Here is a 15,419-nt window from a genome sequence, read left to right on the forward strand (position 1 = left end):
GGAGGGGGGGTGTGGGGCGCTGCGCCGCCCCCCGCGCCCCCCGGCCCCCCCCCCCCCCCCCCCCCGCCCGCCCCGCCCCGGGGGGCGGGGGGGGCGGCGCCCCCCCCCCCGGCGCCCGCGACCGGCCCGGCCTCCTCGGGGGACCAGTCCCGGGGCCCGGCGAGGTGCCGGTCCCCGGCCCGGCGCACGTCCTCGAGGTCCGACACGATCCGGCTCCACTCGTCCTCGGGGCCGTGCCCGGCGCCGCCCGGCGTCCCCGGGCCCGCGCTCATCGCCGGTCCCCCCGGGAGGCGGGGCGCAACGGTCTCGCGGTGACCGGGTTGCGGCCCGCCAGCAGGTCCTCCAGGAAGCGCACGGACCGCGCCGCGACCACGTCCGCCTCCCGGTCCAGGGTGGCCACGTGGAAGCTCTCCGCCAGCCGCACCAGCTCCACGTCCCCGCCCGCCCGGCGCAGCACGTGCAGGTGCGAGGCGTCCGAGACCACGTGGTCGTGCTTCGAGCGCAGCACCAGGACCGGGGCGGTGACCGCGGGCAGCATCCTCCGGGTCCGGGTCATGAACCGGCCCAGCTCGGCGACGCCCGCCACGGGCGTGCGCGGGTAGGCGTGCTCGGTGACGCCCGGGAGGCTGATGTCGTCCCCCACGCCCGGCACGGAGGGCACCGCGCGGTGCAGGGCCGGGGCGAGGCGGGCCGTGCGGCTGACGAGGGACAGCGCCGGGTTCAGGGCCACGACCCCGTCGACGGGGAGGGTCGCGGCGAGGTGCAGGGCGAGCGCCCCGCCCATGGACAGCCCGCACACCACCACCACGTCGTGCCGGGCCCGCAGCCGCTGCACGTGCTCGGCCGCGTGGTCGCGCCACTGCTCCCAGCGGACGCCGGCGAGGTCCTCCCAGCGGGTGCCGTGGCCGGGCAGCACGGGCCCGACGACGTCGGCGCCCGCCGCGTGCAGCGCCCGGCCCCACGGGCGGACGCTGAACGGGACGCCGGTGAAGCCGTGCAGCACGAGCACGCCCGCGGGCCCGTCGGCCGGATGGTGGAAGGGCGCGCCGGGATCGTCCGCGGCGGCGGGCCCGACGGTCGCGGAGGGGGCGGGCAGGTGCTGGTCCTCGACGGGTGGCGTCATGCGTCCATGATGTCAGGGCGGGCGCCGTCGGCGGGCGGACCGGCGCGGGTGCCCGTGCGGACGTGAGAGAATACCGGAGGCCGGACCCGGTCCGAGCGGCACGGACCCTCGCGACATCCCGATCAGCACGAAGGAGTCCCCTCCCACATGGTCTACATGTTTCTGAAGCGCTACGTCGTCGGCCCCCTGATCAACGTCGCCTTCCGTCCCGAGGTGCGCGGCCTGGAGCACGTGCCCGAGGAGGGCCCGGCCATCCTCGCGAGCAACCACCTCTCCGTCTCCGACTCGGTGTTCATGCCCGTGGCCGTGCCGCGGCAGGTGTACTTCCTGGCGAAGTCCGACTACTTCAACAGCCCCGGCGTCAAGGGCCGGGTGATGGCCGCGTTCTTCCGCGCCATCAACCAGATCCCCATGGACCGCTCCGGGGGCCGGGCCAGCGCGAAGTCCCTGAGCAACGGCGGCCGCAAGCTGCTGGAGGGCGAGCTGCTCGGGATCTATCCGGAGGGCACCCGCTCGCCGGACGGCCGGATGTACAAGGGCAAGATCGGGGTGGCCCGGCTCGCGCTCGAGACGGGGGCCCCGGTCGTCCCGATCGCCATGGTCGGCACCGACAAGGTCCAGCCGATCGGGACCAGCCTCCCGCTGCCCCGCCGCGGCGCCCGGGTCGCCACGATCTTCGGCGAGCCCCTCGACTTCTCCCGCTACCGGGGCCGGCAGGGCGAGCACGCCCTGCTCCGCGAGGTCACCGACGAGATCATGCACGCGATCCAGGCCCTCTCCGGCCAGGTCTACGTGGACGTCTACGCCTCGGAGCACAAGAAGCGGCTCGCCGAGCAGAAGCGCCAGGAGACCAAGCAGGCCGCGGCGGAGCTCGTGGGCAACGCCAAGGACAAGGCGCGCAGCGCCGCCCACACCGCCCGCCGGACCGCCGACTCCATCGCCCACCGCGACCGTCACGGGGCCGCGGACGACGACACCCCGCGGCCCACCGCACCCTGATCCCGCGCCCGGTCACGCCCCGGACGAGACATAGGAAGACATGATGCTCGACTTCACCGTTCCCGACAGCCTCCGCAACCTCGCCTCCCCGGTGCCCTCCGCGGCCGACTACCCGGGGCTGGACGACTGGCGCGAGCTGGCCGCCGACCAGCAGCCGACCTGGCGCGACCACCCCGACTTCGCCGCCTCGATCGCCGAGCTCAACGCGGTCCCGCCCCTCGTCTTCGCCGGGGAGGTCGACAAGCTGCGCGACCGGCTGGCCGAGGTCGCCAACGGCCGGGCGTTCTTCCTGCAGGGCGGCGACTGCGCCGAGACCTTCGAGGGCGCCACCGCCGACCGGATCAGCGCCCGGGTCAAGACGCTGCTGCAGATGGCCGTGGTGCTCACGTACGGGGCGTCCATGCCCGTGGTGAAGATGGGCCGGATGGCCGGGCAGTTCTCGAAGCCCCGCTCGTCCAACGACGAGACCCGTGACGGCACGACCCTGCCGACGTTCCGCGGCGAGATGGTCAACGGCTTCGACTTCACCGAGGAGTCCCGGGTCCACGACCCGCGGCGGATGGTGCGCGGCTACCACACCTCGGCCTCGACCCTGAACCTCATCCGGGCCTTCACCACGGGCGGGTTCGCGGACCTGCGCCTCGTGCACGCCTGGAACATGGGCTTCACCACGAACCCGGCCCACGCCCGGTACGAGTCGCTGGCCCGCGAGATCGACCGGGCCGTGAAGTTCATGGACGCGTGCGGCGCGGACTTCGACGCCCTGCGCACCACGGAGTTCTACGCCGGCCACGAGGCCCTGCTGCTGGACTACGAGCGCGCGCTGAGCCGCATCGACTCCCGCACCCACCTCCCGTACGGCACGTCCGGGCACTTCCTGTGGATCGGCGAGCGCACCCGGGAGCTCGACGGCGCCCACGTGGACCTGCTCTCCCGGCTGCGCAACCCGATCGGCGTGAAGCTCGGCCCCAAGACCACCGGGGACGACGCGCTGGCGCTCATCGACAAGCTCGACCCGGAGCGCGAGCCCGGACGGCTCACCTTCATCACCCGCATGGGCGCGAAGAACATCCGGGAGAAGCTGCCCCCGCTCGTCGAGGCCGTGGAGCGCTCCGGCGCCAAGGTCGTGTGGGTCACCGACCCCATGCACGGCAACACCGTGTCCCTGCCGTCCGGGTACAAGACCCGCAACTTCGACGACGTCGTGGACGAGGTCCGGGGCTTCTTCGAGGTGCACGAGGCGATCGGCTCCTTCCCCGGCGGCATCCACGTGGAGATGACGGGCGACGACGTCGCTGAGTGCCTCGGCGGCGCCGACCCCGTCGACGAGTCCTCCTTCCAGGACCGCTACGAGTCGCTGTGCGACCCGCGCCTGAACCACATGCAGTCCCTGGAGATCGCGTTCCTCGTGGCGGGCTACCTCTCCCGCCGCTGAGCGCGGGACCGGCCGACGGGGCCGGGGCCGTTCCTGCCGTCCGCTCAGACGACGGTGAGGACGACCTCGGCCCCGTCCGTCGTCTGGGCCACCACGTAGCCGAAGGGGGCGCCGAGGCTCTCCTCGACCCGCGCCGCGAACCCCGCCTCGGCGAGGAGCCGGACCGCCTCGTCCACGGGCCTGCCCAGCACCCCGGGCGCGGAGTCCGCGCGGGCCCCGAGGGAGACGGCGAGGTCCACCGCCGACCCCTCGGCCACCGCCTCGCCCGCCTCGGGGTGCTGGCCCACAACCGTGCCGGCGGCGGCGTCGTCGGCGACCGGGCTCCGGGTGCCGACCGCCAGCCCGGCGTCCTCAAGGCGCGCCCGGGCGTCCTCCTCGGACATCCCGGTGACGTTGGGCGCGGTCGTCCGCACGGGACCGGTCGAGACCAGCAGGACGACCTGCTCCGCGGACCGCACCGTGGCCCCGGCCTCCGGGTCGGTGCCGAGCACGGTGCCGGCGGGGGCCACCGGGTCCGGGGTCTCGTGCACGGCGACGTTGCCCAGACCGGCCCCGGCGAGGTACTGTTCGGCGAGCTCCGGACCCGCCCCCCGCACGTCCGGCACGCTCACGGTCCCGCCCGGACCGGAGCCCAGGAGCCAGCCCAGGAACGCCGCCCCGGCCACCGCGAGCGCGACCAGGGCCAGCGTCCCCGCCGCGTGCAGGGGCCGGGTGGGCCGCAGCTCGACCTCGGGCCGCCAGGGGTCGGAGGAGCCGCTCGAGGTCCGCGCCGGCAGCGGCCGGCCGGAGACCCCCGGGGCCCCGGCCCCGGCCGCTCCCAGGGTCGCCGCGTGCGGACCCGGCACCCCAGTCCGGCCGGCCGCCGGGCCGAACGCCTCCGTGGGCGCGGTCCGGCCGAGGGCCTCCGTGGGGGCGTTCCGGCCGAGGGTCTCGGTGAAGGCGTCCCGGCCGAGGGCCTCTGTGGTGCCGCTCGAACCGAGGGCCTCCGTGGGAGCGGTCCGGCCGAGCGCTTCCGTGGGGGCGCCCGCCCCGAGGGCCGCGGTGGGTCCGACCGCGGGGTCCAGGGCCGCCGTGGCCGCGGCGTCCGGAGCCGGCACGGCCGGGGTGCCGCGGGCGGCGCCGGGTCCCGGGGGGCGGTCGAGCTCCGCGGGCCGCAGACCCGCCCGGACCGACCGGAGCTCGTCGAGGAAGCTGCCGGCGTCGGGCGGACGCCGCTCCGGCTCCCGTGCCGTGGCCCGGGCGACCAGCCGCGCCACACCGGCCGGGAGACCGGGGTCGAGGGTGCGGAGGTCCGGGACGGCGCCGTCCGCGTGGGCCCGGGCCACGGCCAGCGGACCGCCCTCGAAGGGACGGCGGCCGGCCAGGAGCTCGAAGAGCACGATCCCGGCCGAGTACACGTCCGCGCGGGTGTCGACCCGCTGCCCCGTGACGAGCTCCGGCGAGGCGTAGCCGACCGTGCCCAGCACCGTTCCGGTCGCCGTGTGCTGGTCGACGGCGCGGGTGAGACCGAAGTCCGCGACGGTCACCCGGCCGGCGGCGGAGATCAGCACGTTCTCCGGCTTCACGTCGCGGTGCACCAGGCCCTCGCGGTGGGCCGCCGCCAGCCCGTCGAGGACCGGTTCCAGCAGCCCGAGCGCCTCGCCCGGGGGCAGGGCGCCGCGCCGGCGCAGGAGGTCCCGCAGCGTCGAGCCCGCCACGTGCTCCATGACCAGGTACGGCACCCCGTCCGGGGCGTGGCCCTGGTCGAGCACGGAGACCACGTGGGGATGGGACAGCCGCGCCGCCGACCGGGCCTCCCGCACGAACCGGTCCGCCGCGGCCGGGTCCTCGGCCAGGTGGGCGTGCATGAGCTTGACCGCCACGACGCGCTGCAGGCGGGTGTCCACCGCCCGGTACACGGTGGCGGTGCCACCGCGGGCGATCCGCGGACCCAGCTCGTAGCGGCCCTCGAGGACGGTCCCGTTCAGGTGGTCGGGGAGCGCGTGCTGCACGGGATCAGCCTAGGGCGGGGCGCTGTGCGCAGGCTGGGTCGCAGGTCACGGTCCGAACCGCTTGCGGTGCGTCTTGACGCTCTTGACGTACTGCTTGGTGTCGTCGTACATCCCGTACTTCTTCACCCCGTGCAGGCCCTGATAGTACGCGGCGATGGCCACGTCGGTGCTGGGCGCGGCGCGGCCCAGCTGCCGGATGATGGCCACGCCGGCGGTGACGTTGTCCTGCGGGTCGAGCAGGTCGAGCTCCCGGCCCACGAGTCCCGAGGCCCAGTCCCCGGCGTCCGGGATGACCTGCATGGTGCCCACGGCGTCCGCGGGGGAGACGGCCCGGTGGTCGAAGCCCGACTCCTGGTGGGCGTGCGCCAGGGCGAGCGCCGGGTCCACGCCCATCCGCACGGCGGTGTCGTGGACGAGCCGGCGCATCTCCTCGCGCGAGGGCGCGGGGCGGGCGGCGAGCTGCTCGTGGTGGCGGTTGGCGGAGTCCACCACCCCGTCCTCGTACGTGCGGCCCAGGAAGGTGTCGCCGACGGCGCGCTCGGGCGCCGGCCGGGGCTGCTCGGCCCGCTCGGGGGCGGGGGCCTGGGCGGTCCGCACGGTCTCGGGGGCCGGCTCCGAGACCGACAGCCGCTGGCCCGGGCGCAGCAGCGAGTTCACCGTGAGGTCGTTGCCGTCGAGGAGCGACTGGACCGACACCCCGCGCGCCTGCGAGATGCTCCACAGCGAGTCGCCCGAGCGCACCACGTGCTCCGTCCGGGGCGGCTCCGCCGCGGGCGGGGCCGGCTTCTTCGAAGGCTCGGCCGCCGGGGCCGCCCCGCCGGAGAGGCGCAGCTCCTGCCCGGGCAGCAGCAGCGCCGCGCCGGAGAGGTCGTTCCACCGCATGAGCTCGTCCACGGCCACGCCGTGGCGCTGGGCGACCGCCCACAGGGAGTCCCCGGGGGACACGGTGTGCACGGGGATCTTCGTCGTCTTCTGGCCGGCGAGCAGGGGCGCCGAGGCCACCTGGGCCGTCTGGGCGGGGGCGGCGTGGGCCACGGTGCCCCCGCCCAGGGCGGCGAGGGCGGCGACGGCGGTGACCGCCGACCCCGTCCGGGCGCGGCGCGCCCAGCCGGGGGAGCGGTCGTCCTGCTGCCCGGAGGCCTCGGCGGAGGTCTCGGCAGTGGTCTCGGCGGTGGTGGAGCGCGGTGCGTCGTTCGGGTCGGTCGTGTCGCTGTCGGGGGGATACGGCATGAAGTAACTCTCTGACGCTGATCGGGGAAGGTGCGGAGGTCTCAGCCGGCTCCGCGGGTCGAGCATACCGTGGCGGGCCCGCGTGGCACGGGCACCGGCGGACGTGGCACTCTGGGGGCGTGAAGAACACATCCGGAATCAGCACCGAGGAGTTCGACCGCCTGGACGGTCTCGTCCAGGAGTGGTTGCCCCTGCCCGACGTCGCCGAGCAGCTCGGCCTCGTGGTCACCCGCGTCCACGGCCTCGTCGACGACGGGACGCTCCTCGCCGTCCGCAACCCGCACGACAGCATCCGCCGGGTGCCGGCCGCCTTCCTGCTGGACGGCGCCGTGGTCGACTCGCTGAAGGGCACGGTGGCGGTCCTGCGGGACTCCGGCTTCACCGACGTCGAGGCGATCACGTGGCTGTTCACCGAGGACGAGTCCCTGCCGGGCCGTCCCGTCGACGCGCTGCGGGACGGGCGCAAGACGGAGATCCGCCGCCGGGCGCAGGCCCTGGCCTGGTGACCCGCGCCGGACTCAGGACGAGCGGCGGACCGCCGCCGTCGCGAGGCCGCGCAGCGCGGCCATGGGCACGGCGTCGGCCTCGAGCCGGTCCAGCGCCGTGAACGCCTCCCCGCTGAGCCGTTCGATGAGCTCCTCCGTGGAGCCCAGGGCGCCGCACGCCGTGATGAGCGAGCGGAGCTCCTCGACGTCCTCCTCCGTCAGCTCCGGCCGGCCCAGGGCGTCCTCGAGCCGCGCGATCTGCGCCTCGCTGCCGAGCGTGCGGACGTAGCCGACGAGCACCGTCCGCTTGCCCTCGCGCAGGTCGTCGCCGGCGGGCTTGCCCGTGGCCGCCGGGTCGCCGAACACGCCCAGGACGTCGTCGCGCAGCTGGAACGCCTCGCCCAGGGGCAGCGCGAACGCGGAGCAGCGCTCCAGGATCGGCTCCGGCGCCCCGGCCAGGGCGGCCCCGAGCACCACGGGGTGCTCCACCGAGTACTTCGCCGACTTGTACCGGATGACGTCCAGGGCCCGCTGCACCGCGCCGTCGCGGTCCTGGCCCCCGCCTGCGACCTCGCCCTGCACGTCGAGGTACTGCCCGGCCATCACCTCGGAGCGCATGAGGTCGAAGACCGCCCGTGCGCGGTGGCCGCCGGGCGCCGTGGTCGTGGCCGCGGCGAACGACTGCTCGCTCCAGGACAGGCACAGGTCGCCCGAGAGGATCGCGGCGGCTACGCCGAAGGCCGGACCGTCCAGGGCCCAGCCCCGGTCCGCGTGCACGGACTCGAAGCGGCGGTGCACGCTGGGGGCGCCGCGGCGGGTGTCGGAGCGGTCGATGACGTCGTCGTGGATGAGCGCGGCGGACTGGAAGAGCTCGAGCGCCGCCCCGGCCCGGACCACGGCCGGGTCCTCCGGGTCGCCGCCCGCCGCCCGCCAGCCCCAGTAGCACAGCCGCGCCCGCAGCCGCTTGCCGCCGGCGGAGAGCGCGACGACGGCGTCCAGCAGCGGGAGGGCGTCCGCCGAGATGCCGCCCAGGACCGCTCGCTGCCGGCCGAAGAACTCCTCCAGCTCCGCGTGCAGCCGCGCCACGAACCGCTCGTCCTCGGCGCGGAACGCGTCCTCGGGCCGGGCCTGCGGCGCGGTACCGGCGGGGGCGTCGGGGTGGTGCGGGAGGGGCGGGCACGTCATGGGCGGATCGACCTCGGTCTCGGGGCGGCGGCGGACGCCCTCTGCCGGCCGTCCGCGATGTCCGCCCCAGCCTATCGAAGGCCCGGTGGGCGGACCGGGGCGCTCCGCCCGGGCCGGGGCCCGCACCGCGGCCGGGATGTCCGCGCCGAGGGCTAAGCTGTGCCGGACCCGGGAGGAGGACACGGTGACCGAGACGCCGAGGGACCGGCTGGAGCGCTGGCGGCAGTGCGCCGTGCTGCACGTCGACATGGACATGTTCTACGTCGGCGTGGAGCTGCTCGCGGCCCCCGGGCTGCGCGGCCGGCCCGTCATCGTGGCCGGGTCGGGCGGCCGCTCCGTCGTCCTCTCCGCGTCCTACGAGGCCCGGGCGTTCGGCGTCCGCTCCGGCATGCCCCTGGCGCGGGCCCGGGCGATGTGCCCCCGGGCCGTCCTGCTCGAGCCCCACCGGGACGCCTACGACGCCTACTCCCGCCGGGTCATGGCCATGTTCTGGGACATCACCGACCGCGTCGAGCAGATCAGCGTGGACGAGGCCTTCCTCGACGTCGCCGGAGCGGTCCGGCGGCTCGGTCCGCCCGTGGGCATCGCCCGCGGCCTGCGGACCCGCGTGCGGGACGAGCTGGGACTGACCGCCTCCGTGGGGATCGGCGCCAACAAGACCGTCGCGAAGATCGCCTCCACCCGCTCCAAGCCGGACGGCCTGCTGCTCGTCCAGCCCGAGGACACCGTCGCGTTCCTGGCGGAGCTGCCGGTCTCGGCGCTGTGGGGCGTCGGCGGGCGCACGGCCGAGACGCTCACCGGCGCGGGTCTCAGGAGCGTGGGGGACCTCGCGGCCGCCCCCGTGCCCATGCTGACCCGCCTGGTCGGACGGGCTGCCGGCCACCACCTGCACGAGCTCGCCAACGGGCGGGACCCCCGTACCGTCGAACCGGTCCGGGAGGAGAAGAGCGTGGGCGCGGAGGAGACCTTCCCCCGGGACGTCGCGGACGACCGCGTGCTGCACGAGACCCTCCTGCGGCTCAGCCACCGGACCGCCTCGCGGCTGCGCCGGCAGGGACTGCGCGCCCGCCGGGTGGGGCTCAAGGTGCGCTGGGCGGACTTCACGACCATCACCCGGTCGCGGACCCTCCAGCATCCCTTCACGTCCGCCCACGACCTCCTCGAGCACGGCGTGGGCCTGCTCGAGGAGCTCGGGGCCCGGCCCCAGCCGGTCCGGCTCATCGGCATCCGCGCCGAGCGGCTGGAGCCCGCCACGGACGCCCTGCAGCTGAGCCTGGACGGCCGCGAGGAGGAGTGGGGGGCCGCGGAGCAGGCCATGGACCGGGTGCACGCCCGCTTCGGCGCCGAGCGCCTCGGCCCCGCCCGTCTCCTGCCTCCCGCACCCCGGAGTCCGGAGGGCAACTCGGAGGCTGTTGACAGCCGTGTGCGCGGTGCCAAATCAGCACCCGACGGTCTATCCTGGTAGCAGGCGGCGCCGGAACAGCCGGGGAATCCGCACCAGAAGGATGAGGAGGCATACCGTGCCACTGTCCGAGCACGAGCAACAGCTCCTGGCGCAGCTCGAGAAGCAGCTCCACGCGGACGACCCGAGGTTCGTGACGAACATGGGGTCCCGCGCCGTCAGGGGTGCTTCCACCCGCAACATCGTCCTCGGGATCGTGATCGCCGTCGTCGGCCTGCTCGTCCTCCTGGGCGGGGTCGTCATCGACTCCATCCTGGTCGGGGTCCTGGGCTTCGTCGTGATGGGCGCGGGTGTCTACGTCGCCACGCTGCGCTCCGGCAAGCCGCGCGCCGGCGGGGAGCCCGGCAAGGGGGGCCCGCCCCGCCGCTCGTCGCCCTTCCTGCAGAACCTCGAGGAGCGCTGGGACCAGCGCAACTCCGGGGGCCCGTCCACCTGACCGGCCCCGCCCGGACACGGAGCAGACCGCAAGGCACCCGCCGCAGGGCGCCGCCCGCTCGGACCGACCCGCCCGGCCCCTCCACCTCCCCCCACCCTGCCGCCGCACAGCGGTGTGCAGGGTCCGACCAGCTCCCCGGTGCACCGCCGGGGAGCTTTTCCATGCCCCGGAGGTGCCGCGGCCGCTCCCCGGCCGCACCACGGGAACGTCCGGGGAGCGTTCCTCCACCGTCCTCCCCGCAGCCCGCACCGCGGCGTCCTCCACTCTCCTCCCCGCAACCCTCCGCCGGCGCCCGGCGCCGGCGGGCCGCGGCGTCTTCCACCGCCCTCCCCGCCGCCCGCTGCCGGTGCCCCGCACCGCGGGCCGCGGTGTCCTCCACGCTCCTCCCCGCCGCCGGCCGCCGCAGCGCCGCCGTGCCCACCTGGGGCGACGCCGGTCGCGGCGCCCGGGCGCCGCGCCACGCCGCGGCGCCCGGCCCCCGCGTTCGTTGACCGGGGAGTGAAGTGGAGTAAAGTGGGGCGAAGAGATGGATCTGGGAGAACTCTCGGGCTGGAGAGGCGGTGAGCATGTTTCTCGGAACGTACTCACCCCGTCTCGACGAGAAGGGCCGCCTGATCCTGCCGGCGAAGTACCGGGAGGAACTGGCGGAGGGACTCGTGCTGACCCGCGGTCAGGAACGGTGCCTCTACGTGTTCAGCGTCCGCGAGTTCGAGCGGGTCCACGAGCAGCTGAGGGCGGCACCGCTGTCCTCGAAGCAGGCCAGGGACTACATCCGGGTCTTTCTCTCGGGCGCCTCGGACGAGGTCCCGGACAAGCAGGGCCGAGTCACCATACCGCCGCCGTTGCGGGACTACGCCGGGCTGGGCCGGGAGCTCGCCGTCATCGGCGCGGGCACCCGGGCGGAGATCTGGGACGCCCAGGCGTGGAACGACTACCTGAACGAGAAGGAGGCCGTCTTCTCCGAGACCGAGGAGGAAGTGGTGCCCGGGCTCTTCTGAGCGCAGGGCCGCCGAGACCACCGCGGAGCACGCGGAGCCGCTTCCCGGATGAGATCTCCAGCCGCACAGCCGTCACCGTCCTGACTCACCTTCCCCTGAGCCAGGCCGGATTCGAGGGACGGCCAGCGGATGGGGTTCTGATCCTGGAACGCCCGCCGCCGCACCACGGCGTCGACCCGGCGCCGGCCACCGAAGACCGATCCACCGTCGACCGCCGAAGAGAGGGCCCATGGCGCAACGCCCAGCCGAGCAGCTCCACGTTCCCGTGCTGCTCGAACGGTGCCTGGACCTGATGGCTCCCGCGCTCGGCGAGGACGGCGCCGTGGCGGTGGACGCGACGATGGGCATGGGCGGTCACTCCGAGGCGCTGCTGCGGCGCTTCCCCGGCCTGCAGCTGGTGGCGATCGACAGGGACCCGCAGGCCCACGCGCTGGCCGGCGCGCGGCTCGCCCCGTTCGGCGACCGGTTCCACCCCGTGCACACGACCTACGACCGGATCCCGGAGGCCCTCGGCCGGCACGGGTTCGACCACGCGGACGCGGTGCTCTTCGACCTCGGGGTCTCGTCCCTGCAGCTCGACGAGCGCGAGCGCGGCTTCGCCTACTCCTACGACGCGCCCCTGGACATGCGCATGGACTCCACCGCGCCCGTCACGGCCCAGGACGTGGTCAACGACTACAGCGAGGAGGACCTGCGCCGGATCCTGCGGGACTGGGGCGAGGAGCGCTTCGCCGGTCGGATCGCCCGCGCGATCGTGGCGCAGCGGGCCAGGACCCCGCTGCGGACCACGGGTGAGCTCGTCGAGGTCGTCCGCGGGGCCGTGCCGCAGGGTGCCCAGCACCGCAAGGGGCACCCCGCGAAGCAGACCTTCCAGGCGCTGCGGATCGAGGTCAACGAGGAGCTCGACGTGCTGCGCCGGGCGATCCCCGCCGCACTGGACGCCGTGCCCGTGGGCGGGCGAGTGGTGGCCATGAGCTACCACTCCCTCGAGGACCGGATCGTCAAGCAGGCCTTCGCCCGCGGAGCCGCCTCGACGGCGCCGAAGGGCTTCCCCGTGGAGCTCGACCAGCACAAGCCCACCCTGCGGGTCCTGACCCGCGGGACGGAGACCCCCACCCCCCGGGAGATCGACGAGAACCCCCGTGCCGCCTCCGCGCGCCTGCGCGCGGTGGAGCGCATCCGAGAGCACGTCCCCCCCACAGCACAGAACGCGCAGAGGTACACGGCATGAGCGGAACCGGACTCCAGCGACGCCCCGTCCGCCCGACCTCCCAGCGCACGGGCATCGGCGCCTGGGCCGGGCGGCGCGGGCAGCGTCCGCCGGTGGAGGGCACCTCCGCCCGCCAGCTGAGCGACCCGGCACCGCCCGCCGAGGAGCGGGCCGGGTCGACCCGGGCCCCGCTGTCCGTGGTCCCGGGCCGGGCGCGCCGGCAGCGGTTCTCCACCGTGGTGCTCAGCCTGGTGGCGCTCGTGGTGGCGCTGGCCTCGATCCTGGTCCTGAACATCCAGATCTCCGGGGGCCAGTACCGGCTCGTGGAGCTGCGCGCCCAGGAGCAGGCCCTCAGCCAGCAGAACGAGGCGCTCACCCAGGACCTCGAGTTCTACAACGCCCCGCAGAACCTCGCGGTGATGGCGACGGACCTCGGCATGGTCCCCGCGCAGGACTCGGGCACGGTCGACGTCACGAACGGGACCGTCGAAGGCGACCCCATGCCCGCGCAGCCCCAGGAGAACCACGAGATCCTGGTCGACCACGCCCACCAGACCGGCTCCGAGGCCGCGGACCGTGCCGCCCAGCGCGCCGAGGACCGCGAACGGGAGCAGGCGGCGCAGGAGCGGGAGGACGCCGAGCGCAGCGCCCGCGAGGACGCCGCGCCGGCCGGCGAGGCGGACGCGGAGGGCGGCTCCCTCGCGGCCCCGCCGCAGCGCACGCCCGGGGAGTGACCGGGCCACCGGCCCCCGCACCCGCCGGCAGCAGCCCCCCGGACATCTCCCAGTCGCAACCAGGAACGAGGCAGACACGTGGCACGCGCACGCTCGACGTCCGACGCCCCCCGCGCCCGCGGCATCGGACGCAGCCACATCGGCGTCGTCCTGGTGCTCGGCCTGCTCGTGGTCCTCGGGATCCGGCTCGTGTGGGTGCAGGGCTTCGACGCCGCCGGCCGGGCCGAGGCCGCCGCCGGCGAGCGGTCCCGAACGGAGGTGGTGCCCGCGCTGCGCGGCGAGATCCGCGACACCCACGGCAACGTCCTGGCCCGCACGCTCCAGCGCTACGACGTCACGGTGGACCAGTCCCTGGTGCGCGAGTTCGAGCGGCCCCTGGCCGACGGCACCACCGAGACCGTGACCCCCACGCAGGCGGTGTACCAGCTCGCCGACGCCCTCGAGCTCGAGGACACCGAGGTCAAGGACGCCCTCGACGGCGACAAGCAGTTCGAGTACGTGGCCCGCGGGGTCACGCCCGAGCAGTGGAACACCGTGCGCGAGCTCGGCCTGCCCTACGTGTACGGGCAGCCGTCCTCCGACCGCATCTACCCCAACGGCCCGGTGGGCGGCAGCGTGGTCGGCTTCATGGGCGGGGACGACGAGGCGCTCGGCGGGATCGAGCAGACCCAGGACGAGCTGCTGCGCGGCACCGACGGGAGCCGGACCTTCGAGATCAGCGCCGACGGCGTGCGGATCCCGGTGGCGCCCCAGGAGGAGAGCCCGGTGGAGGACGGCTCCTCGGTGCAGCTGTCGATCGACAGCGACGTCCAGTTCTTCGCCCAGCAGGCCGTCACCGAGCGCGCCGAGGAGCTGGACGCCGAGTGGGGCACGGCCGTGGTCATGCGGATCGAGGACGGTGCGGTGCTCGCGCTGGCCGACTCCTCGACCGTGGACCCCAACGACATCGGCTCCGCCGAGGCGGAGGACCTGGGGGCGCGGGCCGTCACCCAGGCCGTGGAGCCCGGCTCCACCCAGAAGATCCTCACCGCGGCGGCCGCCGTGGAGGAGGGCGTGGCCACGCCCCGCACGGAGGTCACCGTGCCCCCGTTCCTGGAGATCGACGGGCAGAAGATCACCGACGCCTTCGACCACGGCGAGCAGCGGCGCACGTTCACCGGGATCATCGCCGACTCGATGAACACCGGCACCGTCCTGGTCGGCGGCAAGCTCGCCCCGGAGCAGCGCCACGAGTGGATGCAGCGCTTCGGCGTCGGCGAGACCACGGGCATCGAGCTGCCCGGTGAGTCGCCCGGCATCCTCACGAGCGCGGACCAGTGGGACGTGCGCCAGCAGTACACCGTGCTCTTCGGCCAGGGCGTCGCCCAGACCCCGCTGCGCACGGCGACGATCTTCCAGGCCATCGGCAACGGCGGGGTCCAGGTGGAGCCCCGGGTCGTCGAGTCCGTCGTCGCCCCCGACGGCACCAGCACCCCGGTCGAGCGGCCCGAGGGCGAGCGGGTCGTCTCCGAGGAGACGGCCGAGCAGGTGCTCGACATGATGGAGGTCACCGTCACCCAGGGCGGCGCCAAGGAGGCCGCCGTGGAGGGCTACCGGGTGGGCGGCAAGACCGGCACCGCCGAGGCCCCCAGCCCGGAGGGCGGCTACGACGGGTACACCACCTCCTTCGTGGGCGTCGCCCCCGTCGAGGACCCCCAGTACCTCGTGGCGGTCACGCTCCAGCGCCCCCAGGGCGACGTCCGCGCGATCGGCACCACCCCCACCTTCAGCAAGATCATGGGTCAGGTGCTGCGCCACTACGACGTCCCGCCCTCCACCACCGAGCCCGTGGAGATCCCGCTGCGCACGGACGATCCGGAGGAGGACGAGAGCGAGCAGACGGCGCCGGTGGACACCCCGCCGGGCGTCGAGGCGCCCGAGGACGGCGGCACCGGGGCGGACGCCCCGGCCGACGCCGAGGAAGGGCCCGTCGCCGACACGGAGGCCGGCACCGAGGCCGGCACCGGAGCCGACGCCGCGGCCGGGACCGGGGCCGCCAGGACCGGCGGGACCGCCCCGGAGGCGTCCCGGCGGGCCGACGAGGGCGACTAGACTTCCATATCGCCGTGCCCGGCCACCCCCGGGCCCGCCC

13 protein-coding genes are annotated in these 15,419 nt (G+C 75.3%); 9 read left to right on the top strand and 4 right to left on the bottom strand.

Annotated elements, in window-relative coordinates:
- Positions 1-268: 268 nt before the first annotated feature.
- Positions 269-1,123, bottom strand: coding sequence for an alpha/beta hydrolase (locus tag ACP7CD_RS04040; RefSeq protein ID WP_426119048.1), 855 nt, complete (start codon positions 1,121-1,123; stop codon positions 269-271).
- 147 nt (positions 1,124-1,270) lie between these two features.
- Here ACP7CD_RS04040 and ACP7CD_RS04045 point away from each other — a divergent pair, with 147 nt between their 5' ends.
- A complete protein-coding gene (locus ACP7CD_RS04045; protein WP_426119050.1) occupies positions 1,271-2,122 on the top strand; it encodes a lysophospholipid acyltransferase family protein in 852 nt (283 codons plus the stop codon).
- A 40-nt stretch (positions 2,123-2,162) separates the two neighbouring features.
- Positions 2,163-3,557 (top strand): class II 3-deoxy-7-phosphoheptulonate synthase, encoded by a 1,395-nt coding sequence (locus ACP7CD_RS04050; RefSeq protein WP_017833702.1) that lies wholly within the window; start codon positions 2,163-2,165, stop codon positions 3,555-3,557.
- Between the two features lie 44 nt (positions 3,558-3,601).
- Here ACP7CD_RS04050 and ACP7CD_RS04055 read toward each other — a convergent pair whose 3' ends face one another.
- Entirely contained in the window at positions 3,602-5,548 is a 1,947-nt protein-coding gene (locus ACP7CD_RS04055) for a protein kinase domain-containing protein (protein ID WP_426119052.1), read from the bottom strand.
- 45 nt (positions 5,549-5,593) lie between these two features.
- Positions 5,594-6,778 carry a LysM peptidoglycan-binding domain-containing protein gene (locus tag ACP7CD_RS04060; protein ID WP_426119054.1) on the bottom strand — a complete coding sequence of 395 codons (1,185 nt, stop codon included), beginning with the start codon at positions 6,776-6,778 and terminating at the stop codon, positions 5,594-5,596.
- A gap of 119 nt (positions 6,779-6,897) precedes the next feature.
- On the opposite strand from ACP7CD_RS04060, the gene ACP7CD_RS04065 reads away from it, so the two are divergent.
- Positions 6,898-7,284, top strand: coding sequence for an Rv2175c family DNA-binding protein (locus tag ACP7CD_RS04065; RefSeq protein ID WP_017833699.1), 387 nt, complete (start codon positions 6,898-6,900; stop codon positions 7,282-7,284).
- Positions 7,285-7,296: 12 nt separating this feature from the next.
- Here the strand turns inward: ACP7CD_RS04065 and ACP7CD_RS04070 are convergent, their stop codons facing one another.
- Positions 7,297-8,448, bottom strand: coding sequence for a polyprenyl synthetase family protein (locus ACP7CD_RS04070; RefSeq protein ID WP_426119056.1), 1,152 nt, complete (start codon positions 8,446-8,448; stop codon positions 7,297-7,299).
- A gap of 184 nt (positions 8,449-8,632) precedes the next feature.
- Between ACP7CD_RS04070 and dinB the strand changes: the two genes are divergently transcribed.
- The 6 genes from dinB (at position 8,633) to ACP7CD_RS04100 (ending at position 15,379) form a co-directional block, all read left to right on the top strand.
- A complete protein-coding gene (dinB, locus tag ACP7CD_RS04075; RefSeq protein WP_426119058.1) occupies positions 8,633-9,913 on the top strand; it encodes a DNA polymerase IV in 1,281 nt (426 codons plus the stop codon).
- Between the two features lie 55 nt (positions 9,914-9,968).
- Complete coding sequence (locus ACP7CD_RS04080) at positions 9,969-10,346, top strand: DUF3040 domain-containing protein (protein ID WP_426119060.1); 378 nt, start codon at positions 9,969-9,971, stop codon at positions 10,344-10,346.
- Positions 10,347-10,912: 566 nt separating this feature from the next.
- Positions 10,913-11,344 (top strand): division/cell wall cluster transcriptional repressor MraZ, encoded by a 432-nt coding sequence (mraZ, locus tag ACP7CD_RS04085; protein WP_031283112.1) that lies wholly within the window; start codon positions 10,913-10,915, stop codon positions 11,342-11,344.
- A gap of 229 nt (positions 11,345-11,573) precedes the next feature.
- Positions 11,574-12,575 carry a 16S rRNA (cytosine(1402)-N(4))-methyltransferase RsmH gene (gene rsmH / locus ACP7CD_RS04090; protein ID WP_035924058.1) on the top strand — a complete coding sequence of 334 codons (1,002 nt, stop codon included), beginning with the start codon at positions 11,574-11,576 and terminating at the stop codon, positions 12,573-12,575.
- Positions 12,572-13,288: a hypothetical protein gene (locus ACP7CD_RS04095; protein ID WP_426119063.1), complete on the top strand. Its 717-nt coding sequence runs from the start codon at positions 12,572-12,574 to the stop codon at positions 13,286-13,288. The genes rsmH and ACP7CD_RS04095 overlap by 4 nt, the downstream gene beginning before the upstream one ends.
- Before the next feature lie 78 nt (positions 13,289-13,366).
- Positions 13,367-15,379 carry a peptidoglycan D,D-transpeptidase FtsI family protein gene (locus ACP7CD_RS04100; RefSeq protein WP_426119065.1) on the top strand — a complete coding sequence of 671 codons (2,013 nt, stop codon included), beginning with the start codon at positions 13,367-13,369 and terminating at the stop codon, positions 15,377-15,379.
- Positions 15,380-15,419 lie beyond the last annotated feature (40 nt).

The organism is Kocuria sp. LHG3120, assembly GCF_049897445.1.
Classification (GTDB): Bacteria; Actinomycetota; Actinomycetes; order Actinomycetales; family Micrococcaceae; genus Kocuria; species Kocuria rosea.